General features: G+C 73.9%; 26 protein-coding genes. 14 read left to right on the top strand and 12 right to left on the bottom strand.

Annotated elements, in window-relative coordinates; translation table 11 throughout:
• Positions 1 to 45: 45 nt before the first annotated feature.
• The 7 genes from FZ103_RS11075 to FZ103_RS11045 form a co-directional block, all read right to left on the bottom strand.
• Positions 46 to 807, bottom strand: a complete 762-nt coding sequence (locus FZ103_RS11075; RefSeq protein ID WP_156000612.1) for a hypothetical protein — start codon at positions 805 to 807, stop codon at positions 46 to 48.
• Between the two features lie 117 nt (positions 808 to 924).
• On the bottom strand, positions 925 to 1,689 hold the full coding sequence (locus FZ103_RS11070; RefSeq protein WP_156000611.1) for an SDR family NAD(P)-dependent oxidoreductase: 765 nt from the start codon (positions 1,687 to 1,689) through the stop codon (positions 925 to 927).
• A gap of 67 nt (positions 1,690 to 1,756) precedes the next feature.
• Positions 1,757 to 3,235, bottom strand: coding sequence for a mannitol dehydrogenase family protein (locus FZ103_RS11065; RefSeq protein WP_156000610.1), 1,479 nt, complete (start codon positions 3,233 to 3,235; stop codon positions 1,757 to 1,759).
• Positions 3,236 to 3,309: 74 nt separating this feature from the next.
• Positions 3,310 to 4,692, bottom strand: a complete 1,383-nt coding sequence (locus FZ103_RS11060) for an MFS transporter (RefSeq protein ID WP_156000609.1) — start codon at positions 4,690 to 4,692, stop codon at positions 3,310 to 3,312.
• A 115-nt stretch (positions 4,693 to 4,807) separates the two neighbouring features.
• Complete coding sequence (locus FZ103_RS11055) at positions 4,808 to 5,971, bottom strand: Ldh family oxidoreductase (protein ID WP_156000608.1); 1,164 nt, start codon at positions 5,969 to 5,971, stop codon at positions 4,808 to 4,810.
• A 637-nt stretch (positions 5,972 to 6,608) separates the two neighbouring features.
• The gene (locus tag FZ103_RS11050) at positions 6,609 to 7,364 is read right to left on the bottom strand and encodes an IclR family transcriptional regulator (protein ID WP_156000607.1); all 756 of its coding nucleotides are present in this window, start codon (positions 7,362 to 7,364) and stop codon (positions 6,609 to 6,611) included.
• A 104-nt stretch (positions 7,365 to 7,468) separates the two neighbouring features.
• Positions 7,469 to 8,164: a response regulator transcription factor gene (locus FZ103_RS11045; RefSeq protein WP_186356116.1), complete on the bottom strand. Its 696-nt coding sequence runs from the start codon at positions 8,162 to 8,164 to the stop codon at positions 7,469 to 7,471.
• A 128-nt stretch (positions 8,165 to 8,292) separates the two neighbouring features.
• On the opposite strand from FZ103_RS11045, the gene FZ103_RS11040 reads away from it, so the two are divergent.
• The 3 genes from FZ103_RS11040 to FZ103_RS11030 are packed head-to-tail and all read left to right on the top strand — an operon-like array spanning position 8,293 to position 10,492.
• Complete coding sequence (locus tag FZ103_RS11040; RefSeq protein ID WP_156000606.1) at positions 8,293 to 9,300, top strand: ring-cleaving dioxygenase; 1,008 nt, start codon at positions 8,293 to 8,295, stop codon at positions 9,298 to 9,300.
• A complete protein-coding gene (locus tag FZ103_RS11035) occupies positions 9,297 to 10,004 on the top strand; it encodes an alpha/beta hydrolase (protein WP_186356115.1) in 708 nt (235 codons plus the stop codon). The genes FZ103_RS11040 and FZ103_RS11035 overlap by 4 nt, the downstream gene beginning before the upstream one ends.
• A 14-nt stretch (positions 10,005 to 10,018) precedes the next feature.
• Positions 10,019 to 10,492: a MarR family winged helix-turn-helix transcriptional regulator gene (locus FZ103_RS11030; RefSeq protein WP_156000605.1), complete on the top strand. Its 474-nt coding sequence runs from the start codon at positions 10,019 to 10,021 to the stop codon at positions 10,490 to 10,492.
• Positions 10,493 to 10,567: 75 nt separating this feature from the next.
• Here the strand turns inward: FZ103_RS11030 and FZ103_RS11025 are convergent, their stop codons facing one another.
• Both FZ103_RS11025 and FZ103_RS11020 read right to left on the bottom strand, forming a co-directional pair.
• On the bottom strand, positions 10,568 to 11,122 hold the full coding sequence (locus FZ103_RS11025; RefSeq protein ID WP_156000604.1) for a TIGR03086 family metal-binding protein: 555 nt from the start codon (positions 11,120 to 11,122) through the stop codon (positions 10,568 to 10,570).
• Positions 11,076 to 11,987, bottom strand: coding sequence for a helix-turn-helix domain-containing protein (locus FZ103_RS11020; RefSeq protein ID WP_156000603.1), 912 nt, complete (start codon positions 11,985 to 11,987; stop codon positions 11,076 to 11,078). Before FZ103_RS11020 ends, FZ103_RS11025 begins: the two co-directional genes overlap by 47 nt.
• A 379-nt stretch (positions 11,988 to 12,366) precedes the next feature.
• Between FZ103_RS11020 and FZ103_RS11015 the strand changes: the two genes are divergently transcribed.
• From FZ103_RS11015 to tuf, 4 genes are all read left to right on the top strand, one after another.
• Positions 12,367 to 13,239: a metallophosphoesterase gene (locus tag FZ103_RS11015; protein ID WP_156000602.1), complete on the top strand. Its 873-nt coding sequence runs from the start codon at positions 12,367 to 12,369 to the stop codon at positions 13,237 to 13,239.
• 99 nt (positions 13,240 to 13,338) lie between these two features.
• Entirely contained in the window at positions 13,339 to 15,465 is a 2,127-nt protein-coding gene (locus tag FZ103_RS11010; RefSeq protein WP_156000601.1) for an intein-containing Rv2578c family radical SAM protein, read from the top strand.
• Positions 15,466 to 15,664: 199 nt separating this feature from the next.
• A complete protein-coding gene (locus FZ103_RS11005) occupies positions 15,665 to 16,237 on the top strand; it encodes a DUF4232 domain-containing protein (protein WP_156000600.1) in 573 nt (190 codons plus the stop codon).
• 290 nt (positions 16,238 to 16,527) lie between these two features.
• Complete coding sequence (tuf, locus tag FZ103_RS11000) at positions 16,528 to 17,703, top strand: elongation factor Tu (RefSeq protein WP_156000599.1); 1,176 nt, start codon at positions 16,528 to 16,530, stop codon at positions 17,701 to 17,703.
• Between the two features lie 71 nt (positions 17,704 to 17,774).
• On the opposite strand, the gene FZ103_RS10995 is transcribed toward tuf, so the two are convergent.
• Positions 17,775 to 18,275, bottom strand: a complete 501-nt coding sequence (locus FZ103_RS10995) for a DUF2000 domain-containing protein (RefSeq protein ID WP_156000598.1) — start codon at positions 18,273 to 18,275, stop codon at positions 17,775 to 17,777.
• Positions 18,276 to 18,419: 144 nt separating this feature from the next.
• Between FZ103_RS10995 and FZ103_RS10990 the strand changes: the two genes are divergently transcribed.
• From FZ103_RS10990 to FZ103_RS26040, 7 genes are all read left to right on the top strand, one after another.
• Complete coding sequence (locus tag FZ103_RS10990; RefSeq protein ID WP_186356114.1) at positions 18,420 to 18,923, top strand: Lrp/AsnC family transcriptional regulator; 504 nt, start codon at positions 18,420 to 18,422, stop codon at positions 18,921 to 18,923.
• A gap of 162 nt (positions 18,924 to 19,085) precedes the next feature.
• Positions 19,086 to 19,703, top strand: a complete 618-nt coding sequence (locus FZ103_RS10985) for an isoprenylcysteine carboxylmethyltransferase family protein (protein WP_156000597.1) — start codon at positions 19,086 to 19,088, stop codon at positions 19,701 to 19,703.
• 61 nt (positions 19,704 to 19,764) lie between these two features.
• Positions 19,765 to 20,721: an RNA polymerase sigma factor SigJ gene (gene sigJ / locus FZ103_RS10980; RefSeq protein ID WP_343233471.1), complete on the top strand. Its 957-nt coding sequence runs from the start codon at positions 19,765 to 19,767 to the stop codon at positions 20,719 to 20,721.
• 151 nt (positions 20,722 to 20,872) lie between these two features.
• A complete protein-coding gene (locus FZ103_RS25145) occupies positions 20,873 to 22,159 on the top strand; it encodes an NAD(P)/FAD-dependent oxidoreductase (protein ID WP_222936650.1) in 1,287 nt (428 codons plus the stop codon).
• 122 nt (positions 22,160 to 22,281) lie between these two features.
• Positions 22,282 to 22,893 carry a bifunctional 4-hydroxy-2-oxoglutarate aldolase/2-dehydro-3-deoxy-phosphogluconate aldolase gene (locus FZ103_RS10970; RefSeq protein ID WP_186356113.1) on the top strand — a complete coding sequence of 204 codons (612 nt, stop codon included), beginning with the start codon at positions 22,282 to 22,284 and terminating at the stop codon, positions 22,891 to 22,893.
• Positions 22,894 to 23,168: 275 nt separating this feature from the next.
• Positions 23,169 to 23,618, top strand: coding sequence for an SRPBCC domain-containing protein (locus FZ103_RS10965; RefSeq protein ID WP_156000595.1), 450 nt, complete (start codon positions 23,169 to 23,171; stop codon positions 23,616 to 23,618).
• Between the two features lie 210 nt (positions 23,619 to 23,828).
• The gene (locus FZ103_RS26040; RefSeq protein ID WP_343233470.1) at positions 23,829 to 24,473 is read left to right on the top strand and encodes a VanZ family protein; all 645 of its coding nucleotides are present in this window, start codon (positions 23,829 to 23,831) and stop codon (positions 24,471 to 24,473) included.
• 134 nt (positions 24,474 to 24,607) lie between these two features.
• Here the strand turns inward: FZ103_RS26040 and FZ103_RS10955 are convergent, their stop codons facing one another.
• A complete protein-coding gene (locus tag FZ103_RS10955) occupies positions 24,608 to 25,336 on the bottom strand; it encodes a hypothetical protein (protein WP_156000594.1) in 729 nt (242 codons plus the stop codon).
• Positions 25,337 to 25,424: 88 nt separating this feature from the next.
• Positions 25,425 to 25,655: a hypothetical protein gene (locus FZ103_RS10950; RefSeq protein ID WP_156000593.1), complete on the bottom strand. Its 231-nt coding sequence runs from the start codon at positions 25,653 to 25,655 to the stop codon at positions 25,425 to 25,427.
• Between the last annotated feature and the right edge of the window lie 25 nt (positions 25,656 to 25,680).

Genomic DNA, 25,680 nt, shown 5'->3' with positions numbered 1-25,680 from the left:
GGTGGTGTGCGCGGGCCCTGCGGCGGCGAAGCCGGCGTCCCGGCCTCAGCCCTCCGGGGGTTCCAGGCGTTCCAGCACCGACTCGGCGGCCTGGCGGCGATTGCGGCCGAAGTTGTCCTTCGCCTGTGCCGCCCGCACCGCGGCGGCGAGCCGGCGGCGCTGTTCGGGGCCGAGGTCGCCGGCCATCTTCTCGGCGAGCACCAGCGCTTCGTACTGCTCGAACCTGCTGGCCGCCTCCTCGACCAGCGGCAGCAGCGCCTCGAAGTCGCCCAGGCGGGGATCGGCCTGCATCATGCCCAAGGCGGTGACACGCCGCTCCTCGTCGGAAGAGCGCAGCCAGGCACGCACCTGCTCGGGCTCGGAGGTCCCCGAGCGCGCCAGGTCGCGTGCGCGCTCGACGATCCCCTGCAGCACAGCGGTGCGGTCCGGTCCCGCTGGCATGAGGCGCCGCGTCGAGCGGTACTCGCCGGCGATCGCGCCCGCCGCCTCGATCAGAGCGCGCGCCTCGCTTCGCAGGCGCTCGCCGGTGCCGGTGTCGCCCCGCAGGTCGGACTCCTCGGCCATCCGGTACTTCTCCGCGGCGGCCGCACGCATCCGCAGGTTGGCACCGCCGAACTCCACCGTGTCGATGCGGTCGCCGAACAGCCCCAGCACCAGCAGCACGCCGCCGAACACGATCAGCGCGGCCGCGCCGGTGCCGTTCTCGGTGGTGAAGACGGCGACGGCGCCGAGCGCGGATCCGCCCAGGCCGAGCGCGGTCAGCAGCAGGCGCATGCGGCGGGAGACAACAGGCTGGGGGGATGACACGCGCGGTTCCTCGCAGACGGCGGTGAGGGGCGTTCCATCTTCTCACCGCGTCCCCTCACCCGCGGCCGCCGTGACCGGGACCGGTCGGCCGCTCCGGTGCGGGGATCAGCACAGGAGTCAGTACAGGAGGTGCTTGCCGCCGTCGATGATCAGGGTCTCGCCGGTGACGGCGTCCATCTCCAGCATGGACAGCAGGCACCGGGCCACCTGGTCGGGTTGGGTGGTGGCGCGCAGCGGGATGACCTCGCGTTCCTTGCGGCTGAACGCGGCGAAGCCCTCCTCGCCGTGGAGGCCGGTCTGCCAGCGGGTGGCGACCGTGCCCGGGGCGACCGCGTTGACGCGCACGTCGGGGGCCAGCGTCGCGGCCAGGGAGCGGGTGAGCTGCTGGAGCGCGGCCTTGCTCACGCCGTAGGCGATCGATGAGCCGCCCGCGCGGAAGGCCGAGATCGACGAGGTGCTGACGATCGCCCCGCGCGACTCCCGCAGCGGGTGCTCCAGGGCGCGGGCGCAGCGGAAGGCGCCGACCACGTTCACGTCGAGGATCTCGTGCCAGACGTCGTCGGTGAGCCCGGCGAGGTCGGCCGCCGGCACGGCGCGGGTCGTGCCGGCGTTGTTGACCAGCGCGTCGACGCGGCCGAAGCGCTCGACCGCCTTCGCCGCCATGTCCTCGACCTGGGCGGTGTCGGCGACGTCGGCCCGCACCGGCAGTGCGGGCACGTCCAAGGACGCGACGTCGTCCGCGGTCTGCTCGGCCTCCGCGGCCGATCGGGCGTAGGTGAGCACGATCCCGGCTGCGCCGCGCCGGGCGGCCTCCAGGCACACCGCTCGCCCGATGCCCGTTCCGCCGCCGGTCACGACCACCACGGCGCCCTCGATCCGCATTCGCGTCCTCCTCGCTGGTCGATCCGTGTCCTTGTCCGAAGTCCCGGGTAAGCGGTGCCGCCCGCCCTCAGCCGGCCGCGTCGCGCACCACGGCGCGTGCGCCGCGCACCTCCAGCATGCGCAGGGCCTCGGCGACGCGGTCGCCGACGTCGGGGCGCGCTTTTGACTCCTCCGACAGCCCGTGCAGGCGGCCGCGCAGCAGGTCCACGGCCTCCGCGGCGTATCGGGCGCCGGCGAGCCGCTCCGCGAGGTCCTCCGACTCCGGGTCGAGCCGGGGCCGGGCGCCCGCGGGGATGCGCAGCAGCCGCACCCAGGCGGCGATCGCCAGGCACGCCAGATGCGGGTCGCCGCCCTGGCGCACCTGCTCGGCGGCGGGCGCGACGAGGCGCTGCGGCAGTTTGCCCAGGCCCTGCTGGGCGATCTGGGCCAGCCGGTGGCGCAGGTTCGGGTTGCCCAGGCGTACGAGCAGGTCGTCGACGGCGGGCGGCCGCCCGCCGGCAGCGGCGGCGCCGGGGGCCAGCTCCTCGCGGTAGAGCGCACGCAGGAAGCGGCGCAGGTCCAGCCGGCCCACGGCCTCGGCGACGGTCTCGGCTCCCAGCAGCAGCCCCAGGCAGGCCGCGGCCGTCTGGGTGGCGTTGACGCAGCGCAGTTTGACCGTCTCGTGGGGGCCGACGTCGCCGGTGAACAGGGCTCCGGCCCGCTCCCAGGCCGGACGCGGGCCCGCGAATCCGTCCTCGATCACCCAGGAGCGGTGCTGCTCGCCCACAACGGCGGCGGCGTCGGCCACGCCCAGCTCGTCGGCGACCCGGTCCAGGTCGGCCCGGGCCGTGGCGGGCACGACCTGGTCGACCACGGTGGAGCAGAACGCCACCCGGGCGCCGATCCACTCCAGCAGCGGCGCGCCCTCGTTCTCGGGCAGCATCGCGCAGAACGACTCGACGAGCCCGCGCAGCAGCCGCCCGTTGCGCGGCAGGTTGTCGCAGGACAGCACGGTCAGCGGCTCGGCACCGGCTCGGCTGCGCGCCTGCAGGCCGCGCACGAGCTGGCCGACGGCGGTGCGCGGCGCGCGCCCGCACGCGTCGGCGGCGGTCTCGGGGTCGTCGGGCCGCAGCCGGCCGGTGGCGGGGTCGTGGCGGTAGCCGCCCTCGGTGACGGTCAGCGTGACGACGTGGGTGCCCGGCGCGGCGACGGCGGCCGTCAGCCGGTCCGGTTCGTCCAGCGCCGCCACGCTGTCGGTGATGGCGCCGACCGCGCGCATCCGGTCGGCGCCGTCGGCCGCCCGCTCGGTGACGGTGTAGAGGTGGTCCTGCTCGCGCAGGGCGTCGACCACCGACCGGCCGCGCGCCGCGACGGCGCAGATCCCCCAGTCGCCGGGCTCGGCCGCCATGGCGCGCTGGGTGTAGACCGCCTGGTGCGCCCGGTGGAAGGCGCCCGGGCCCAGGTGCACGATCCCGGTCCCGGTTCCGGGCGGAGGCAGTCCCTCCACCGGCTCGGCGGGCAGCCGGGCGCGCGTGGCCCGGCTCAGACGCGGCGCGGCCGCGTTCATGGTCACCTCCCCGTTCCGCTCGGTACGAGGCGCCGGGGTGCCGCGCGGCTGCGCGGCACCCCGACCTCGCAGGGCTAATCGGCAGCGCGCTCGCGATCGCGCCAGGACGCCGAGACGATACTGCCCTGGTCGGTGTCGAAGGCGGTGATGTCGATCTCCCGTGTCTCCCGCGAGGCGATGAAGGCCACCAGGGAGATCGCCGACGCACCGATCATCAGCAGTGCGACCAGCCACGGATCGCCGCCCGAGGCCGCCAGCAGCGCCGTGGCTGCGACCGGGGAGAACCCGGCGACGGCCGCGCCGATCTCGCGGGAGGCGGCGAAACCGGTGTAGCGCACCCCGGCGCCGAACAGCTCGGCGTAGAACGCCGGCTGGACCGCGATCATCGGCGCCACGCCCAGTGTGGTGGCGATCAGCAGGGCCAGCCAGATGACGACGGGCTCGCCCGTGTTGAGCATCAGGAAGAACGGATAGGCGAACGCGGCGGTGAACACCACGCTGAAGATGTTCAGCGGCCGCCGCCCGATGCGGTCCGACAGCGCGCCGAAGACCGGTTGGAGCAGGATGACGGCGATCCCGAACGCGATCACACCGGTCAGCGCCACCCAGCGCGGCTGGTCCAGCTGCGTGGTCAGGTAGGAGACGCTGAAGGTCGCGTAGATGTAGACGACCGCCGTGTCGGCGATGTGGGCCCCGATGCCGACGAGGAAGCTGCCGGGGTAGTTGCGCAGCGCCTGGATGATGGGCAGCTTGACGGTGCTGCGCTTCTCGGCCGCCCGCAGGAACACCGGCGACTCGGCGACGCGCAGCCGCAGGTACAGCGACACCCCGATCAGCAGGAAGCTGAGCAGGAACGGCACCCGCCAGCCCCACGACATCAGCGCGTCATCGGGCAGGAAGCCGACGATGAGGAACACCACGGTGCCCATCACCAGGCCGATCTGCACGCCGGTCTGGGCGAAGGAGCCGAAGAATCCGCGGCGTTCCGGCGGCGCGTGCTCGGACAGCAGCGTGGAGGCGCCGCCGAACTCCGCTCCCGCGCCCAGGCCCTGGCAGATGCGCAGGAGGGTGAGCAGCACCGGGGCCCAGATCCCGATCACGGGGTAGGTGGGCAGCAGTCCGATGATTCCCGTGGACACCCCCATCACCAGGGTGGTGATGACCAGCGTCGTGCGCCGGCCCACCTTGTCGCCGATGTGGCCGAAGATGAAGCCGCCCAGCGGGCGGAAGACGAAGCCCACGCCGAAGCTGGCGAAGGCGACGAGCGTGCCGACGGCCGGCGCGGCGTCGGTGAAGAACAGGGCGTTGAAGACGAGGGCGGCGGCCGTGCCGTAGATGAAGAAGTCGTACCACTCCAGCGCGGTGCCCACCAGGGAGGCGAGCACGACGCGCCTCATGTGCTCGCGAGACGTTGCGGGGATGTTGTCCGGGGTGGTCACCCCGTCCTTTTCGGTCATGGCGGTTACTCCGTCTCTCCCCCGTATTCGATCGTGGCCGGGATCGGCGTTCGCCGACCGGGGGCGCCCGCGGAGCGGGCGCGGCGGGCCGACCGGGCACCCGGTCGGCCGGTGGTCACCGGGTGGGCCGCGCGGCCGGATCGGCGGCGGGTCCGCCCGGCGACTGATCGTCGGGACGGTCGGGCAGCAGGCCGGTCAGCGCGCTCCACACCGATGCGGGAACCGGGACGCCGGTTTCGGCCCGCTCGGCGCGGGCGCGCCGCTCGGCGTCGCCGGGCACGAGCACTTCGTCTCCGCCCTCGGCGGGGGGCGTGCGGCGCAGTTCTTCGCAGAAGTCCTCGACCTGGGCGCGGAAGGCGTCGGCGGGCATGAACCGCGCCGGGTCGACGCCGATGAGCACGGTGCCGTTGCCGCCGTCGTAGCCGGGCAGGCAGGACACCCCGCCTCCGGAGAGCAGGCCGCCCACGGCCTCGATCATCACGCTCAGGCCGTAGCCCTTGTGCCCGGCGAAGGGCAGCAGCGCCCCGCCCTGGTAGAAGTCGGCGGGATCGGTGGAGACGCGGCCGGAGGCGTCCATGAGCACCCCTTCGGGTGCCTGTTCGCCGCGGGCCCGGGCCATGGCGAGCTTGCCCTCGGCGATGGCCGAGGTGGCCCAGTCCATGACCACCGGCCCGTCGCCGGCGGGGTCGTCGGCCGAACCGCACGGCAGCGCCCAGGCCAGCGGGTTCGTGCCGAGCCTGCGCTCGCGCCCGCCGAACGGGGCGACCGTGGGGTCGACGTTGCACAGCGCGATGCCGATGAACCCGGACTCGGCCAGGGACTCCACGTACTCGCCGAGCCGGCCGATGTGGTTGCACTCGCGCACGGCCGCGATGCCGATGCCGTGGTCGGCGGCGGCCTCCTTGAGCGCCCGGACGGCGGTGGCCGCGGCGACCTGCCCGAAGGACCGGTTGCCGCGCACGGTCACCACCGCCCCGTCGCGGCCCTCGACCTCGGGCAGCGCGGCGGGGTCGATCCGCCCCAGTTCCACCGCGCGGGCGTAGACGGGCAGCCGGCGGACGCCGTGCGAGTCGTGGCCGACCAGGTTGGAGTCGACGAGGGACCCCGCGACCGCGAGCGCGATGCCCGCGGGCGCGCCCATGCCCCGCAGCACGGCCTCGGCCGTCTCGGTGAGTTCCGCGGGAGCCACCATGCGCGGCGGCTGGTCGTCGGCCTCCGCGCGAGAGGCGTCGCCGTCCATCCAGTCGGCCTGGTGCGGCCGCTCGGGCTGGCTGTGCACTGGCCTTCCGTCCCTTCACTGAAGGTGTGTTTCATTCAGTGAAACGTCGTTCCATTGTATTTCACGCATAATCGCACAGGTGTGAGGGACTGTGAAGGGGGTCACACGAAAGAACGTCGGATGTCCTGGCCCAGCCATGGCGCAAGATTCAGGCCCACGGTCGGCGAGGGGGTCTCGGCCCACACTCCCACCCACGGTCGGCGAGGGGGTCTGGGCCCACACTCCCACCCACGGTCGGCGAGGGGGTCTGCTGCGGCAATGGGTGCGCTTCGCGAAGCGCGATCACAGCTTGCCGCCGAGCGGCGGTGCACCTTTCGCTGGGGCCGGTCACCGGTGGTGGGCGCCGCCTGGAGGGCGCGGCGTGCGCTCGGCGGCAAGCTGGCGCACAGCGCTTCGCGCATCACAGCCCCATTGCCGCAGCCTCTGCGGTGACCGGCCCCGCACGGTTCCCGGAGGGTTCCTCGGGCACAACTCCCGCCGAAAAGAAGCACACCCACCACCGCAGCCTCTGCGGTGACCGGCCCCGCACGGCCCCCGGAGGATTCCTCCACAACTCCCGCCGAAAAGAAGCACACCCGCCGGGAACCGAGCCCATCCCATCCCGAAAGGGCTCACGCCGAGTTCTCCGAGCCGGCGCCTACGGCGCGGCCCCCAGCAGGGCGGAGATCTCCTCGGCCGCGGCGGCCACCTGCTCGCCGCGCCAGGCCGCCGTGCCCTCGCTGGGCATGTGCACCAGCGCGGCGGCGCTCACGCCGCCCGCGACCTCGCCGGTGTAGTCGGTGATCGCGGCGCCCACAGCGCCCACGCCCGTCTCGTTCTCCTCGCGGTCCTCCGCGTAACCGCGGGCGCGAACGACCTCCAGCTCCGCGAACAGCCGGTCCTCGTCGCAGATGGTGTTGGGCGTGCGGCGCGGCATTCCGGTGCGCTGCAGCAGCGCGTGCACGCGGTCGTCGGGCATGCGCGCCAGCATCGCCTTGCCCACCGAGGTGCAGTGCAGCCCGAGTTGCATCCCCACGCGGGAGGCCAGGTGGTAGGGCTTGGTCCCCTCCAGCTTCGCGGCGTAGACGGCTTCGTCGCCGGTGAGCAGTGCCAGGTGCACCGTCCACTCCGTGCTGTGCTGCAGGCGCGAGAGCACGGGGTAGGCGTGCTGGGGCAGGTCGAGGCGGCGCATGTAGCGCCCGGCGAGCGAGAGCACCCGCGGTCCGCCGGTGTAGTGCCCCTGCCCGTCGGTGCGCACGAAGTCCCGCGCCACCATCCGCTGCAGGATCCGGTGCACGGTCGGCTTGGGCAGCTCGGTGGCCGCCGCGATGTCGGCCAGCCGCGAGCTGTGCGCCAGCGCCTCCAGGACGTCCAGCGTCCGGTCCGTCACCGTCTCCTTTTCACGCCCCTGCATACCCCGATTATCCGCGCCTGGGGAAACACCCGCCGCCCCGCCCCGCTGCGCACCTCGCGGGATGCGCCCGCCGCACCGGGGCGGCGCGCGCCGGAGCCGTCCGGTCAGCCCTCGTCGTCGCGGTCGCCGACCAGGCCCGCGTCGTGCACCAACAGCGCGATCTGCACGCGGTTGTTGAGGTCGAGCTTGGCGAGGATGCGCGAGACGTGTGTCTTGACCGTCGGCACGCTCAGATGCAGAGCCGCGCTGATCTCCGCGTTGGAGCGGCCCTCGCCGACCGCGACGGCGACCTCGTGTTCGCGCTCGTTGAGCGCCCGCAGCCGCTCGCGCGCACGCTCGCGCCGCCTGCCGCGCCCGTCGCCGCCGGTGGCGCGGGTGATCAGGCGGCGGATCACCGAGGGCGACAGCACCGGCTGCCCGTGCGCCACGCGCCGCACCGCCTCCACGATCTCCGCGGGCGGCGTGTCCTTGAGGACGAAGCCGGCGGCGCCCGCGGCGAGCGCGCGCAGCACGTGCTCGTCGGCGTCGAAGGTGGTGAGGACGACGACCTCGGGCGCCGCGGCCCGGGAGCGCAGTTCCTCGGTGGCCGAGAGCCCGTCCATCGACGGCATCCGGATGTCCATCAGCACGACGTCGGGGCGCCGGCCCGCTACCAGCTCGGCGACCGCCGTGCCGTCGCCCGCCTCCCCCACGACCTCCAGGTCGGGGGCGCCGCCGAGCATCATGGCCAGCCCGGCGCGCAGCAGCGGGTCGTCGTCGACGATCAGCACGCGGATCGCGGGCGCATCGGGGGCCGTCATGCCCGCCAGCTTAGATCCGCCGCATGTTTCTCCCCGCCCTCTGGACCCCGACCGGGAATATGGTTTAAGATTCAACTGTTTCCAGAGATATAGTCAAAACGTAAACAACAGCGGAGGGGGAGACGATCATGGATGTGCGTCCGGCAGGGATCCACCACGTCACCGCGATCGCCAGCGACCCGCAGGCCAACGCCGACTTCTACCTGAACGCGCTGGGCATGCGGCTGGTCAAGAAGACGGTCAACTTCGACGCCCCGGACACCTACCACCTGTACTACGGCGACCGCGCCGGCAACCCCGGCACGATCATGACGTTCTTCCCCTGGCCCAACGCGCCCAAGGGGCGCCTGGGCGCCGGGCAGGCCACCACCACTTCGTTCTCGGTGCCCGAAGGCTCGCTCGGCTGGTGGCAGCGCCACCTCGCCGCGCTCGGCGTCGAGACCTCCCGCCCCGTCGAGCGCCTCGGCGAGGACGTGCTGACCCTCCACGACCCCGACGGGCTCGTCATCGAGCTGGTCGCCGCCACCGACCACCACGACACCGAGCCCTGGGACGGCGGCGGAATCCCCGCCGAGCACGCCATCCGCGGCATCCGCGGGGTGACCCTGACCGAGCACGACCTCGACCGCACCGCCGGCATGCTCAACGGCCGCCTCGGCTTCGAGCTCGCCGCCGAGCTGGGCAACCGCTACCGCTTCCACACCGACGAGGCCGGCGCGGGTGTCGGCACCGTCGTCGACGTGCTGGCCGAGCCCCGGGCCCGCAGCGGCCTGGTCGCCGCCGGCACCGTGCACCACGTCGCCTACCGCGCCCCCGACCAGCCCACGCAGATCGACTGGCAGCAGCGCCTTGCCGACGACGGCGTGGGCGTCACCGAGATCCGCGACCGCTCCTACTTCACCTCGATCTACTTCCGCGAGCCCGGGGGCGTGCTGCTGGAGATCGCCACCGAGGGACCGGGATTCGACTACGACGAGCCGCTGCTCCAGCTCGGCCGGGCCCTCAAGCTCCCGCCGTGGCTGGAGCCCCAGCGCGCCGAGATCGAGCGGCACCTGCCCGAGCTGGTCGTCGGCGAGCACGAGCGCACGGCGCCGCAGTCGGCCGGCGCCGCGAACAGCGAGGAGGCCGGAAAGTGAGCGCGGTCAACGACTTCCACCACATCTTCGTCCCCGCCGAGGAGGAGGGGCGGCCCACGCTGCTCCTGCTGCACGGCACCGGCGCCGACGAGCGCGACCTGCTCGGCCTGGGCCGCGCGCTCGTGCCGGGCGCGGCGCTGCTGGCGCCCCGCGGCAAGGTGGACGAGCACGGCGCCAACCGGTGGTTCCGGCGGCTGGCGGAGGGCGTGTACGACGTCGAGGACGTCATCGCCCGCTCCGGCGAGCTGACCGGCTTCATCGAGGACGCCGCCGCCGAGTACGGGTTCGCCCCGGAGGGCGTCATCGCCGTTGGCTTCTCCAACGGCGCCAACATCGCCGCGGCGACCCTGCTGCTGCGGCCCGACGTGCTGGCGGGCGCCGTGCTGTTCGCCTCCGCCGCTCCCCTGCAGGACCGCGAACCCGACCGGGTCGACCTGTCGGGCACCCCGGTGTTCATGGGCGCCGGCCGCACCGACCCGATCACCACGATCGTGGAGGCGCGGCTGCTGGCCCGCCAGCTGCGCGAGCGCGGCGCCGACGTCGTCCTGCACGAGCACTCCGGCGGCCACGGGCTGCCCCAGCCGGTGTTCGCGGCCGCGCGCGACTGGCTGGCCGCCAGCGGGCTGGACTCCTGGCCCGCGCGGCAGGCCGGTCCGCGCCCTTCGGTGGGGGCCCGAGAAGCGGACCAGGGTGAGCTGAAGTGAGTACGATGGCGCCCATGGCAGCGGTGGACGACGAAATACGCTGGCTCGACGCCGAAGAGCAGGCTGTATGGCGCACCCTGCTGCGAGCGCAGTCGCGCATCGAGGAGGAGCTCGACCGCGACCTGCAGACCCGCAACGGGATCAGCCTGGTCGAGTTCGGCATCCTGGTCGCCCTGTCGGAGGCGCCCGGCATGCGCATGCGGATGCGGGTGCTCGCCGACAGCGTCATCGTCTCCAAGAGCCGCCTGTCCCATCAGATCACCCGGCTGGAGCGCGCCGGCCACGTCCGCCGCGAACCCTGCGAGGAGGACCGCCGCGGCTTCTGGGCGATCCTCACCGACCAAGGGCTCGGGGTGCTGCACGACGCCGCCAAGGGGCACGTCGACCTGGTGCGGCGGCGCGTGTTCGACCGGCTCACCCGCGAGCAGGTGCGCCAGCTCGGCTCCATCATGCGCGTCCTGGAGCCCGAGGGCGGCGCGGACGCCTGAGCCCCGGGCACACCGCCGTGCCGGTGCCCCCGTCCGAGGCACCGGCACGGCGGCGGTTGCGCCCCCGGGGTCCCGTCAGGGGCGGCGGCCCAGGAAGGCCAGCAGCCGGTCCTGCTCGGAGGCGGTCTCGGGGACGCCGACCTCGGGGCCGCAGACCCCTTCCATGCGCAGGTTGTCGCCCAGTCCGCGCGCCATCTCGAAGACGCGGTCCAGCTCATCGGCGGGCAGGGTCTCGTCCTGCCCGGTGGCGCGCGCCAGGTCCCAGGAGTGCACGAGCAGGTCGAAGCCGAGGAAGTCGTTCACCGTGGCGGCCAGGCTGGTGCGGCCGAAGTAGCCGTCGTACTCCTTGCCCGCCTGGGACGGGTCGTCCAGCACCTTCTCCAGGGCGGTGCGGGCCTCGTGCCAGGCGGCCACCGGGGCGTCCTCGACCGACTCCGACAGCTCCAGCTCGATACCGACGTGGCCGGCGGCGTTCGTGTGGTTGTCGATCATGTGCCGCAGCAGGTCGCGGGCGGTCCACCCGGCGCACGGCGTGGGCGACTCCCAGCCGTCGGCGGGCACCCCCTCGACGCGGCGGGTGAACTCAGCGGCAAGCTTGCGATAGCGCTCTGCGATCTTCGCGGTGTCCATGGGGACCAGCCTGCCTGCGGCGGTGGAGCGGCGTCGTGTACGGATCGGACGCGGGCGGGTCGTACAGGGGCGCGGGCCCGAGTCCGGCGCCCAGCGCTGCCGCGGGCTCCTCGCCGCCGGGCGCGCCGGCCCGCCGCGAGGGCCTGCCGATCAGTTCGCGCGGCCCGGCTCCGCCGAGGTCGCGGCACTCCCGGTACAGGTGGGCCTGGTCGGTGAACCCGGCGGTGTGCGCGAGGCCCGCCAGGTCGACGGGCGCGGCCGGGTGGCGGGCCAGGCGCAGGAACCGCTGCAGGCGCAGGATGCGGCGCAGCACCGAGGGCCCGTAGCCGAACGCGGCCGTGCAGCGCCGGTGCAGCTGGCGCTCGCTCAGCCCGGTCTCGGCGGCGAGCGCGGCGACCGGCGCAGCGGGGTCGGCGGTGAGCATGCCGACGACCGCTGTGATCGCGGGGTCGGCGGGCGGCGCCTCCTGCCGCCGGCGGCGCACCAGGTCCTCCAGGACGGCCACGCGCTCCCGGTCGGTGCGGGCCTCCTCCAGGCGGTCGAGCAGCCCGCGCTGCGCCGCCGGGCCCAGCACGTCCTCGACGGGCACCCGCCGCTCGCGGGCGTCGGCGACGTCCATGTCCAGCACCGGGCCGACCCGTCCCGGCCGGAACCGGACGCCCACCGCGGCGCTGCCGGGCGGCAGGGAGAACGTCCATCCGGTGGTCTCCGGCCCGCAGACCACGAGGCGGCCGTTGTCGATCCACAGCAGGTCGACGCACCCGTCGGGTACCAGGCGGTGTCGGCCCTCGATGCGTGCGGTCCAGCGCAGCACCAGGTCGCCGGCCAGGTCGGGTGCGGCGGGCGCGGGCGTGTACCAGGTCATCGACTCCCCCTCTGCGCTCCGGCCGCGGCCGCGCACGTCGGCGGGACCGAAGCCGCCGGAGCCGCGCGGATCCCGCTCGGGTGGAGGCGGATCCGCACGTCAACCGGATAACCGAGCCTACCCCGGCCTCCGCGCCGCGGTCCGGGGCGCGGGGTCCCGCCGCTCCCTGGCCGGAGCGCGGGCCGAGTACCCGGGCGCGGTCCCGCGCGGGTGTGTCGGACCCGCACCCGACCGCCGGGCGGCCGGAGCCGGTCGCGGACGGCCGGAGCCGCCCGTGCCCGCCGCACCCGGGGGCGGCCGCGCCTTCGGTAGGCGCGGTAGACCAGACTGTCCGGGTGGCGCGACGGACCCGGCGGAGCCGATGCGAAGTGGAGGGCTGATGGCCGAACGAACCGCGGGCGACACAGCGGAGCCCGACGCCCAACCCCGTCTGCTGGCCATCAGCGATCTGCACGTGTCGCACCGCGGCAACCGCGAGGTGCTCGACGAACTGCACCCGCACACCGGCGCCGACTGGCTGATCGTGGCCGGCGACGTCGCCGAGACGCCCGCCGATGTGGAGCTCACGCTGCGGCTGCTGCGCGAGCGGTTCGCCGAGGTGGTGTGGGTCCCCGGCAACCACGAGCTGTGGACCACGCCGCGCGACCCCCTCCAACTGCGCGGCGTCCAGCGTTATGAACAGCTTGTGGAGATCTGTCGCGGCCTGGGCGTGCACACCCCGGAGGACCCCTATCCGGTGTGGCGGGGCGCCGGCGGCCCGGTCACCGTGGTGCCGCTGTTCACGCTCTACGACTACACCTTCCGCCCGCCCGGCACCTCCACGAAGGAGGAGGGGCTGGCGTATGCGCGCAAGACGGGCGTGGTCTGCACCGACGAGTTCATGCTGCACCCCGACCCCTACGCCACCCGCGAGGAGTGGTGCCACGCCCGCCTGGAGTACAGCCGGCAGCGCCTCTCGGCCGTCACCGGGCCCACCGTGCTGGTCGACCACTATCCGCTGGTGCGCGACCCCACCGAGGTCCTGTACTACCCCGAGTTCGCCCAGTGGTGCGGCAGCGTGCACACGGCCGACTGGCACACCGCCTACGACGCCGTGGCCGTGGTCTACGGACACCTGCACATCCCGCGGGTGACCCACCACGACGGGGTGCGGTTCCAGGAGGTCTCCTTGGGCTACCCGCGCGAGTGGCGGCGCCGCCCGATCCCCGCCGACCGGCTCTACCAGGTGCTTCCCGCTCCCGCGGCGCCCTGAGGCGCCCGCGCGGCCCGGGCGGGCGGCGGACGGCGGTCCTGGTCACCGGGCTGTGGACGGCGACTGGACATGTAATCGAACGTGTGTTCGTATTATTGCATGCGATGGGAAACCTTGCGCGACCAGCACGACGAGCCCGCGCTGTTCGAGCGCGCGGCGGTCGCCCCCGAGCCCGAGCGCGGCACCGGCAGGGCCGGGCTGGCCGCCCCCGGCCCGGGCCCGGTGCTCGCCGGCGACGACGGCGGCGCCGTAGCCGTCGAGATCCGCGCCCGGTCCGTCATCAACCGCGTCCCCGGCGAATCGGCGGTGCCGTTCCGCTGGACGATCAACCCTTACCGGGGATGCAGCCATGCGTGCGTGTACTGCCTGTCCGGCGACACCCCGATTCTCCTGGCAGACGGCCGGACCAGACCGCTGGCGGACATACGGGCCGGCGACCGGATCTACGGAACCCGGCGCGAGGGCAGCTACCGGCGCTACACACCCACGACGGTGCTGGCGCATTGGGTGACGGTCAAGCGTGCCTACCGCATCACATTGGCGGACGGCACGACACTCACCGCCAGCGGCGACCACCGGTTTCTCACGGGCCGCGGCTGGAAGTACGTCACCGGAGGCACGTCCGGCCGCCATCGCCGCCCGCACCTCACCGAAGGGATCGGGTTGATGGGCACGGGCCACTATGCGGCTCCCCCCGAGAACTCCGCCGCCTACCGGCAGGGATACCTCTGCGGGATCATTCGCGGGGACGCGCATCACGGCGAATACAGCTACCGCAGAGCAGGGCGTTCGGCCGCTGCGTCCCGCATGTTCCGATTCCGCTTGGCACTGGCCGACGATGAGGCCCTGGATCGAGCCGCCGGCTACCTCGCCGACTTCGGCGTGAGCACGGACCGGTTCGACTTCTCCCCCGCAACCGCGAACCGGCGGCCGATGGCAGCGATACGGAACTCGCAGCGCGCCTCCTTCGAGCGCATATCCGAGATCACCCAATGGCCGGTGGCACCCTGCGATGAATGGCGCAAGGGATTCCTCGCCGGGATATTCGACGCCGAAGGAAGCTGTTCCCAGGGGGTTCTTCGCATCTCCAACACCGACCCCGAGATCATCACCGCGATCCTGCTGAGCCTGAAGCACTTCGGCTTCGAGCACACACTCGAATTCCGCGCCACAGCACCGGGCATGCAGATCGTGCGGCTCACCGGAGGGCTGCGTGAGCGGCTTCGCTTCTTCCATACGACGGACCCCGCGATCACCCGGAAGCGCCGGATCGACGATGTCGCCCTGAAGTCGGAGGCCCCCCTCGACGTCGTGTCGATCGAGGACACCGGCGAGGAACGCACCCTCTACGACATCACCACCGGTACGGGCGACTTCCTCGCGAACGGGGTGGTGAGCCACAACTGCTTCGCCCGCCGCACGCACGAATACCTCGACCTCGACTCCGGCCGCGATTTCGATACCAAGATCATGGTCAAGGTCAACGCCGGCGAGCTGCTGCGCCGCGAGTTGGCCGATCCCCGGTGGTCGGGCGAGCCGATCGCCATGGGCACCAACACCGATCCCTACCAGCGTGCCGAAGGGCGCTACCGGCTGATGCCGCAGATCATCGCGGCTCTGCGCGACTTCGCCAACCCGTTCTCCATCCTCACCAAGGGGCGGCTGATCCTGCGCGACCTCGACCTGCTGGAAGAGGCCGCCCGTGTCACCGACGTCGGCCTGGCGGTCTCGGTGGGCTCCCTCGACGAAGCCGTGTGGCGCTCCGTCGAGCCCGGCACTCCGCGCCCGGCCGCGCGCCTGGACGTCGTCCGGCGCTGCGCCGACCGCGGGTTGGACTGCTCCGTGCTGATGGCGCCGATCCTGCCCGGCCTGACCGACTCCGCAGAACAGATCGAGGCCACGGTCGCCGCGATCGCCGAGGCCGGCGCCACGAGCCTCACACCCATCCTGCTGCACCTGCGCCCCGGTGCTCGGGAGTGGTACATGCAGTGGCTGGCCCGCGAACACCCCCGGCTGGTGCCGCGGTACCGCGATCTCTACCGCCGCGGCGCCTACGCGCCCAAGCCCTACCGCGACCTGGTCTCCGCCCGCGTCCGCGACGCCGCCCGCCGCCACGGCCTCCTGCGCCCCGGCGGCGACGACATACCGCGCCACCGACCCGCCCCGCCCGAGGCCCCCGCGGCACCCGGCACTCGCGGCGAGCAGTTGTCGCTGCTCCAGCCGTGACGAGCACCCGAGCGGCCCGGTCCGGTCCCGGCCGGTTCCCGAGGCGCAGCGGCGCTCACCACCGCATCCGGGTTTACCTGCGGCGATGTCCGCTTCAGGCCGGTACTCGGCTCCGTTCCACCGAACCCCCTCCCCGGCGCCCGTATCACACATGGTGACACCAGGATGACCCGCACGGGGCATCCGCGAAGGAGGACCCATGTCAGTCTTCACCTCGACGACCACCACCGCACACGCTCTGCGCACAGCGGCCGTAGCGGGGGCGGCACTGCCCGCCCTCCTGCTGGGAGCGCCGCTCGCGGCAGCCGGCACCCCCGCGTCCGCGGGCGCCGCGACCGTACCCGCCTGCGGTTCGCACCACCTCAAGCTGATCGAGAACGACCGCGGCGCGGCGGCGGGCACCATGGTCGTCGACTTCGCGCTCGTGCGCATCTCCGACGGCGACGGCGCCTGCCTGATACCGGGGTCGCTGGAGGTGCGCTGGGTCGACGGCGACGGCGAGCAGGTCGGTTCGTGGGCGCGCCAGCGCGGCGAGCCCGGCGAGCCGTTCGTGCTGGCCGAGGGCGACGCCGCCGAATTCCGGCTGTTCCACGCCAACCCCGGCAACTACGACCCCGCCGACTGCGAGCCCACCGAGGTCGCCGGCATCGAGTACTTCGTCGGCGAGGGCGCCGGCTCCTACAAGGGCATGGGCGAGCACCAGTACGCCTGCGCCAACCCCGAGATCCGCGGCACCAGCCTGTCACCGGTCACGCCCGGCCCGCACAACTGACGGCGCCGCCGTCGCCGCGCCCGCCGCCCGCTCCGCGCCCCGACCGGAAAAACCGGTTGCCGCACAGCGGGCGCAGGCGGACGATGGCAGGCATGTTCCGCCACGCCGCTCCGCAGACGCCCGCGACCGCGGGCGCGGCGGAGCGTGCGCGGGTCCGGACCGCGATCTCGCTGCGCGACCTGTTCGACGGCGCCGAGCGCTGACCCCTTCCCGCCCCGTCCCCTGCGGCCCGGTGGGAGGGGGTGGGCACGGCGCGGGCCGCTTCCGCAGCGAGCATCGAGGGAACCACCATGGCCAAGCAGGCCTACGTGCGGACCAAACCGCACATCAACATCGGCACGATGGGCCACGTCGACCACGGCAAGACCACGCTGACCGCCGCCATCACCAAGGTCCTCAGCGAGTCGGCGGGAGCCGACTACGTGCCCTTCGACCGGATCGACAGGGCGCGCGAGGAGGCCGCGCGCGGCATCACCATCAGCATCGCCCACGTCGAGTACGAGACCGCCACCCGGCACTACGCGCATGTCGACATGCCCGGACACGCCGACTACGTGAAGAACATGCTCACCGGGGCGGCCCAGCTCGACGGCGCGATCCTGGTCGTCTCGGCGCACGAGGGCGTCATGCCGCAGACCCGCGAGCACGTGCTGCTCGCCAGGCGGGTGGGTGTCGGGCACGTCGTCGTGGCGCTGAACAAGGCCGACGGCGCCGACCCGGAGCTGGCCGACCTCGTCGAGCTGGAGGTGCGCGAGCTGCTCGCCGAGCACGGCTACCCGGACCCGCCCGTCGTGCGCGTCTCGGGGCTGCGCGCCCTGGGGGGCGACCCGGAGTGGACGGCGGCGGTCCGCGAGCTGCTCCGGGCCGTCGACGAGCACGTGCCGGTACCGCAGCGCTACACCGGCGCCCCGTTCCTGCTTCCGGTGGAGGGCGGGTTGACGGTGACGGGCCGCGGCACCGTCGTCACCGGCTCCATCGAGCAGGGCACGGTGGCGGTCGGGGACACCGTCGAGGCGGTCGGCGCCGGTCCGGGCTTCACCGCCGTGGTCACCGGTGTGGAGACCTTCGGCAAGACGATGGAGCGCGGGGAGGCCGGCGACAACGCCGCGCTGCTGCTGCGCGGCGTACGCCGCGACCAGGTGCGGCGCGGGCAGGTGCTGGCGGCCGTGGGCACCCAGACGGCCCATCGGCGCTTCGCCGCCCGGATCTCCCTGCTGACCGCCGAGGAGGGCGGGCGGCACACCGCCGTCGGCGACGGCTACCGGCCGCAGTTCTACCTGCGTACGGCCGACGCGCCGGGCCGGCTGGTGCTGCGCGCCGCGCCCGCGGTCGCCCACCCCGGCGAGACCGTGGAGGTGGAGGTCGAGCTGGGCACCGCCCTGGCCATGCGACCGGGGCTGGGCTTCGCGATGCGCGAGGGCGGCAGGACGGTGGCGGCGGGGACGGTCACCGAGATCCTGGACTGATCACCGTCCCGGACCGGGGGGAGGGCCGCGGCCCTCCCCCTTCCCGTGCGGCGCGGGACGGCCGCCGCGACTCACCGGAGCAGGGGCAGGCGGCCGACGAGCTTGTCCACCTTGTTGCGCGGACCGACCAGGGCGACGCCGTTGTAGCGGATCTCCTCGGCCCCGGTGTCCGCGAGTGCGTCGAGGTAGCCGCCGTAGACCCGACAGACCTGGGCGAGCATGGGCATGTCCACCACGAGCAGGGCGGACTTGGCCACCGCATTGTCGCGGACGGAGCGCACCGTGGCGGCGTCGCCGGCCAGGATGGTGCAGCCCGTCCACGGCAGTCCCCGGTGCACGCCGCCGGAGGCGTCCGCGCCCCCGGGACCGATCAGCTCGGGCACTTCGCGGCCCACGGCCGCGGCCAGGCAGCTCGCGGTGTTGGCGGCGGCGCCGGGACCGATGTCGGGATCGATCACCATCACCCACTTCACGCGCAGGTTCCGGGTGGGGGTGTCGATGTCGATGTCGCCGGGTTCGAGGCGGAAGGGGCTCGTGTCCACCGGGTCGGGTCGGGTGAGCTGGTCGGTCATACGTCTTCCTCGGCGTCGGGCGCCGCTGCTGCGGTGCGCGGAGGGTGGTCGGTGTGCGACGTACGCGTACTATGCATGAAGCTAGTCATACGTGCGCGGTGAGGAAAGCACCGCCGAACTTCGTTCGGCAGGAGGGCGGAAACGGTGGATCTCGACGAACTCGACCGGGCGATTCTGCGGGAACTGCAGAAGGATGCCCGGCGCACCAACCGCGACCTCGCGGCGGCGGTCGGCGTCGCGCCCTCCACCTCGCTGGAGCGGGTGCGGTCACTGCGCGAGCGCGGCGTGCTGCGCGGCTACCGGGCGGAGGTGGACCTTGAGGCGATCGGTCGCGGCGTCCAGGCGATGATCGCCGTGCGCATCCGGCCGCCGTCGCGGCGCAACATCGAACTGTTCCGCGAGTGGGTGGCCCGCCTCCCCGAGACCGTGGGCGTCTTCGTGACGTCGGGCAGCAAGGACTTCCTGATCCACGTCGCGGTACCGAACACCGACGGGCTCTACGCGTTCGTCATCGACCGGCTCACCGAGCGGCCGGAGGTGGCCGACGTCGAGACCAGCGTCGTCTACGAGCACATGCGGACCCCTGCGGTGGAACCGGTCCGCCCGGCGCCGAACCCCCGAGCCGGCGGAAAGGCCGGGGGGCGCTGAAAGGGTCCGGTGGCTGCCGATGCGGCGACCGTCCATCCACCGCGTCGCTCCCGTCCACCGCCCCGCCCCCGGAGCACCCTCTCCCCCATTGCCGGGCGGAGCCCGCTGTGATCCACTCTAACGTGGATACACCAACCCCTGTATAGAGATCGGACGGCTCCCATGGCTGCCTGGATCGCACTGGGCTACTTCGTCGTCCTGCTGGCCGTGGCGTTCGGCGGGCAGGTGTGGCGGCACTACCGCAGGACCGGTGACACCGGGCTGCGCGTCGGTGCGCCGGCCGGGAGTGCGCAGTGGTGGGTGGATCTCGCCTTCGCCGCGGCGCTCGCGGTCGGGTTCGCGGCGCCCGTCGCGGCGCTTCTCGGGGCGGATCCCCTGTTCGAATCCGGTGTCGCGGCCGCCGCCGGGATCGCGCTGCTGACGCTCCTGCTGGTCGCCGTCCCCCTCGCCCAAGGGGCGATGGGCGCCTCGTGGCGGATGGGTGTCGACACCGGCGAACGCACTCGGCTGGTCACCGGCGGACCGTTCCGCCTGGTGCGCAACCCCGTCTACACCCTCGTCGCGGCCGCCTTCGCCGGCCTGCTGCTGCTCGTTCCGAACGTGGTCGCGGCGGCCGGGCTGCTCCTCGCCGTCACCGCGGTCCAGGCCCAGGTCCGACTGGTCGAGGAGCCCTATCTGCTGCGGGTCCACGGCGACGCCTACCGCGACTACGCCGCCGCGACCGGCCGGTTCGTACCGCGCCTGGGCCGTCTGCGCCGAGAGCGGCACCCGCTGCGCTGAAGCGCGCCGACCCGGACCTCGCGATCGGCTAAGGCGACCGGGAGCGGCTTAGCATCGTCGTGTGGCCTCATCACGACCGGATTCCGACCCGCGGCCCGAACCGGCGCCGGCCGCGGCCGCAGCCGCAGCCGCAGCCGCAGCCGCAGCCGAAGTGTTCGCCGCGGAGCGCCCCCGGCTGCTCGGCCTGGCCTACCGCCTGCTCGGCTCGGCCGCCGAGGCCGAGGACGCGGTGCAGGACGCGTTCCTGCGCTGGAACGCCGCCGACAGCTCCGCCGTGCGGGTGCCCGCGGCCTGGCTGACCAAGGTCGTCACCAACCTCTGCCTGAACCGGCTCGCCTCCGCGCGGGCCACCCGGGAGAGTTACATCGGCCCATGGCTTCCCGAACCCGTGCTGACCGACGAGGGCGCGCTGGGCCCGATGGAGACCGCGGAGCAGCGCGACTCCGTGTCGGTGGGCGTGCTGGTCATGCTCGAACGGCTCACCCCGCCCGAGCGCGCCGTTTTCGTGCTGCGCGAAGCCTTCGGCCACACCCACCGCGAGATCGCCGACCTGCTCGATGTCGACGAGGAGCACTCCCGCCAACTGCTGCGGCGCGCCCGCGAGCACGTCGGCACGCCCCGGCGCCGCTTCACCCCCGACACCGCGCAGCAGCGGCGGATCCTCGAGCGGTTCTTCGCCGCCGCCGTGGAGGGCGACGTGGCGGCGCTGGAGCGCCTACTCGCCGAGGACGCCGTCGCCTGGACCGACGGCGGCGGCCGTGTCCGCGCCGCAGTCCACCCGATCGCCGGCCGCGGAAAGGTGGTGCGCTTCGTCGCCGGAGTCACCACGACCCCGCAGGCGGCGGGAATCGAAGCCGAGATCAGGCCCGTCAACGGCGAAGCCGCGGCGGTGCTCCGCATAGGCGGCGAACTGATCGGCGTCCTGTGGCTGGAGACGGTGCCGGACGAGCGGGTCTCGGGGGTGCGCGTCGTGCTGTCTCCGGAGAAACTGGCGTTCCTGCGAGGCCAGACGGGCTGACCGTTCCGCCGCCGAGCCCTCGCCGGCACGGTCGGCGCGGACCGGCGGCGAGGTGTGGCGCGCATCACCCTGCACCGGTGTCACGGCTCGTGCGCGATACCGGTTCAACCTTCGCGGACCACCACAGACAGGGACGCGGAAAGAGGGAACCATGTCAGACCACCGCCACCGCATCGTCGTCCTGGGCGCGGGATTCGCCGGCCTGTCCGCCGCCAAGCGCGCGGCCCGGCGGCTGCGCGCCGCCCCGGCCCGGATCACCCTGGTCAACGCCGCCGAGCACTTCGTCGAGCGCACCCGCCTGCACCAGACCGCCGCCGGTCAGCGCATGCGGGACATCCGCATCACCGACCTGCTGGACGGGACCGGCATCGAGCCGGTCTTCGCCGAGGTCACGGGGATCGACCCGGAATCGCGCACCGTGCGGCTGAAGGGGGCGGTCGACGGCAGGCCCGGACGCATCCACTACGACACCCTCGTCTACGCCCTGGGCAGCTCCTGGGACACCCGCGGCGTGCCGGGCGTTGAGGAGCACGCGTTCGCGGTCGCCGATGCCCGGCAGGCCGACCGACTGCGCGACCACCTCGCCGAGCGGCTCGCGGGCCGCCCCGGCGGTGCCGGCGCCCCGGCTCCCCTGTCCGAGCCCGTCCCGGCCCTCCAAGGCGCAGGAGCCGCCGCCGAGCCGGAAAGCGGCGGCCCGGCAGCCCGCGGCACCGCCGCGGGCGCAGCCGCGCGCCACCGGATCGTCGTGGCCGGCGCCGGGCTGACCGGCCTGGAGGCGGCCGCCGAGCTGGCCGAGTCCTACCCCCGGGCCCGGGTCGAACTGCTGTCGGCGGGGACCGTCGGCGACTGGCTGCCGCCGCGCTCCCTGCGACACCTGCGCCGATCACTGCGGCGCCTGGGGGTGTCGGTGCGGGAGCACGCCCCGGTCAGCGCCGTGGAGGCGGGTCGGGCGCTGCTCGACGGGGGCGAGGCCGTCGGCTTCGACACGCTGGTGTGGACGGCGGGCTTCCGGGTCCACCCGCTCGCCGCCGAAGCGGGCCTGGCCGTGGACGGCGGCGGCCGCATGCTCGTCGACGAGGCCCTGCGGTCGGTCTCGCACCCCGATGTCATCGGCGTGGGGGATGCCGCCGCGGCGGCTACGCGGGGCGGCGTGTCGCGGATGACCTGCCAGACCGGGCTGCCGATGGGCTTGCAGGCCGGGGAGGTGGTCGCCGACGTCGTGCGCGGGCGCACGCCCCGCCCGGTGCGGCTCCGCTACGTCGCGGTGCACATCAGCCTGGGCCGCCGCGACGGCGTCAGCCAGTTCCTGCGGGCGAACGACGCCCCCGTGCGGGCAGCGCTCACCGGCCGGTCCTCGGCGGTGCTGAAGGAGGCGGTCACCCGCGGCACGGTCATCGCGCTCCGGCACCCCGGCCCCTACCTGCCGCGCCTGCGCTAGCCCCGCGGCCGGACCCGGCCGCGTACCGGCCCGGTCCCCCGACGGAGGGGCGCCGGGCCGGTGAAGTTCCGTGTGCAAGCATGGTGCGAGCGCAGGCGGTACAGCAGGAAGGCGGGAATCCGGTGAGCGACGACACGCTGTTCGACGAGTTGTTCGCCCGGTGCCGGGTGATGGCCATCCTGCGCGGCATGTCGCGCGAGCGCACCCTCGAACTCGCCGAGCGGGCCTGGGACCTGGGCGTGACGGCGGTGGAGGTGCCCGTGCAGACGCCCGAGGCCGTGGAGACGCTGCGCGCGGTGGCCGCGGCGGGCGCCGCACGCGGCCGGCTCGTCGGCGCCGGAACGGTGGTCTGCGCGGACCACGTCCAGGCCGCCCGAGAGGCGGGCGCGGTCTTCACAGTCGCCCCGGGCTTCGACGCCGAGGTCTCCGACGCCTCGCTGGCGGCGGGCCTGGCGCACCTGCCGGGGGCCGCGACGGCCACCGAGATCCAGCGGGTGCTGCGGCACGGCCACCGGTGGGTGAAGGTGTTCCCCGCCGCGCCGCTGGGCGCGGAGTGGATCGCGGCGATGCGCGGACCGTTCCCCGACCTGCGGGTCGTGGCCACGGGAGGCATCGGCGCCGACAACGCCGCCGCGCACCTGGACGCGGGAGCCGACGTCGTCGCCGTCGGCTCCGCCCTCGCCGACCCGGAGCGGTTGGCCGACCTCATGAAGGGGGTCGGCGACGGCGCATAGGCGCCGGGACGCCGGTCGGCGGGATGGCGGCCCACCTTGCGTTGCGGCCCGACAGTCCGCGGCAACCGCCCGGCAGTCGGCTCCCGGGAGCGCATTTACCTGCGGTTTTCGGGTGAACGGCCTCCCGGACGGTCGGCTGCGGCTGCCTCGCTGCGGCGGGGATGGGGATCGGGATCCGAATTTTCCCGACTCGGCGATGAGATCCCGACTCCTCCGCGGTCTATGTTGGTGTCCCACTGAACGCGGCGCGGCCGCGTAGACCGAAGGAGACGGCCATGGCCGACACCCGCAGCACCGAAGCCCAGGAGAACAGCTACACCGTCAGCCGCGAGTTCGACGGTCCCGTCAGCGCGCTGTGGGCCGCCTGGACCGAGCCGGAGGCGTTCGCGAAGGTCTTCAACGCGGTCCCCGAGTCGATCGTGCTGGACGTGCGCCCCGGCGGCGAGTTCCGCGCCGACATCAAGACGCCCACCGGCGACGTGCACCCCGTCAGCGGCACCTACGAGGAGGTCGTCGAGCACCGCCGCCTGGTCGAGACCATGGGCGCCGCCGACTCGGCCGGCCTGGAGCCGCAGCGGATGACCATGGACTTCACCGACCTGGGGAACGGCCGCAGCGCCATCACCGTCCACCAGGTCTGCGACAGCCCCAAGACCGCGAAGATCTCCCGGCAGGGCACGGAGTACCTGCTGGAGAGCTGCGCCTCCTACCTCGCCTCCTCCTGAACCGGCTGCGGGCCCGGCACGCCGAGCGCGACCGGGCGAGGCACCGAAGGACGGATCCGGGCGGGCGGCCACCGGCAGCGGCGGCCGCCCGCGGACCGACTGCGGGGGTTGGGCAGCCGACTGTGACCGCCGGGGGCATTCCCAGGGCCGGGAACATGCGGTACCCATTGACCTTGGTCCGAGGAGGCCCCGAAGACCCCTGGGGGTGATGTGGCCGAGCGATCCGACGGACGGGGCGGCGACTCCGCCGGGGGCCCGCCCGGCACCGAGGCCGCGGATGCGACCGGTTCGGCCGAGAGCGCCGATGCCGCCACCACGGTCGAGACCGCGCAGGGGCCGACCGGCGGATCCGGCGCCTCCCGGCGGTCCGCGAGCGCCGGCACGAGAGGCGGCCCGCTGCGCCGGTTCGGCTTCTTCCTGCTGCGCGCGCTCGCCATCCTCGCCGCGTTCGCGGTGATGGTCGCCTTCGCCGCGGTGCTGGCCCGGCTCACCCTGACGCCCGTGCCCGGCGCGGTCGGCGAGACCCACACCAACCTGCAGCCCGGCTGGTCGCTGCGCTTCTACCTGGACGCCCCGGCCCGGGTCGCCATCCAGCAGGTCGGCGGCAACGTCCTGCTGGGTGTGCCGTTCGGCGTCCTGCTGCCCGTGCTGTATCCCGGCTTCCGCCGCATTCTGCGCACCGTCGTGCTGACGGCGGTGGCGATGCTGCTCGTGGAGGTCGTGCAGGGCACGCTCATCACCGGGAGGGCCTTCGACATCGACGACGTCATCCTGAACACCACGGGCGCCCTGTTCGGCTACCTGCTGCTGGGCCGCCGCCTATCGCGCGCCGTCCACGGGTGGGGGCGCCGCTAGCGGGGAAGAATCCGTCCCGGCCTCCCTGGGCCTGCGCCCCCGACAGCGCCGTGCTCGGAGGCGGCGCCGGTTGTCGTCGGCGTGGCGCGGCGGTGGTTGTAAGACCGGCGCGGCACCGGCCGACCCGCGCCGCCTCACTCGTCTGAGCCGTCTGCGGGCCGGGTGCGGCGCCAGTACTGGCTCTTGCGCTCGTCGCGCACCACCAGCCCGAGCCTACCGAGTTCCGCACGCAGCGCCTCGGCGTCCTGGGCGCTCTCCGAGCCGTCCTTGCGCAGCGCCCGCGCCCGTGCCGCGAGCAGCGCGTGCTCGTTCGCGGACAGGTCCGGCACACCCTCGACCCACCGCCGGTACTCCGCGGCGCAGGGGTCGCCGCCCTCGTGCCAGGGATAGCCGTGTGCCCGGAAGGCGGCGGCCAGCCGGCGCGCGTCCAGGTCGGTCTCCTGTCCGGCCAGCTCCTCGGTCCCCGGTCCCAGCGCCACCAGCCGCTTGCGGTCCTTGAAAACGGCACTGACCTGCGACCGGGAAAACCACACCCGCCGCTCGCCGCGCTCGATCGCCGTCCCGTCATCGTCGACCGTCACCGTGACGGACTCGCTCTCGGCGATGGCGGCCAGCACCGCCCCCGCCACCAGGCCGACCACGGCGCCGCCGATGCGCGTGGGCAGGTCGGGCAACGAGGCGAGCAGCTGCGCCGGGCCCTCGAACGGCGCCCAGGGCCAGGTCACAACCCAGTCGGCCAGGCTCTTCAGCAGGGCGCCGAGTACGCCGCCCAGCAGCGGCAGCCCACCCCACACCAGGACGCGCTCGCCCTTGCGCGGCGCGACGACGGTCGCCCCGCCGGGTGCCGACGCATCCTGTTTCATGCCAGCTCGCTCCTCAGCCATTGCGTGTCCGAAACTCCTCCAGTCGACGGCCTGGCCCGCCGTGGCGGGGCACCGGGGCCGATAGCGGTCAGCGGCCGCGGATCCGCGCCGCGGCCACCAGCACCGCGGCTCCGGCTATCAGCAGCGACGCGTTGGCGAAGACCGCGTAGTCGGTGAGCCACGGCAGCCGTCCCAGGACCGAGATCCGCTCGGCCCAGCGCCACACTCCCGCGCCCAGCTCCCCGGCGAGTCCCGCGGCACCCTGGAGGCAGAGCACCAGGCCCGCGGCCGAGCAGGCGAGTCGCGCGATCCGTGCCATGTCTCGACGCTAGGCCGCGCGGGCG

Source organism: Streptomonospora sp. PA3, assembly GCF_009728995.1.
In the GTDB taxonomy this organism is placed as follows: domain Bacteria; phylum Actinomycetota; class Actinomycetes; order Streptosporangiales; family Streptosporangiaceae; genus Streptomonospora.
Note: the sequence above shows the minus strand (reverse complement) of the source record. Positions and strands in the feature narration are given on the sequence as shown.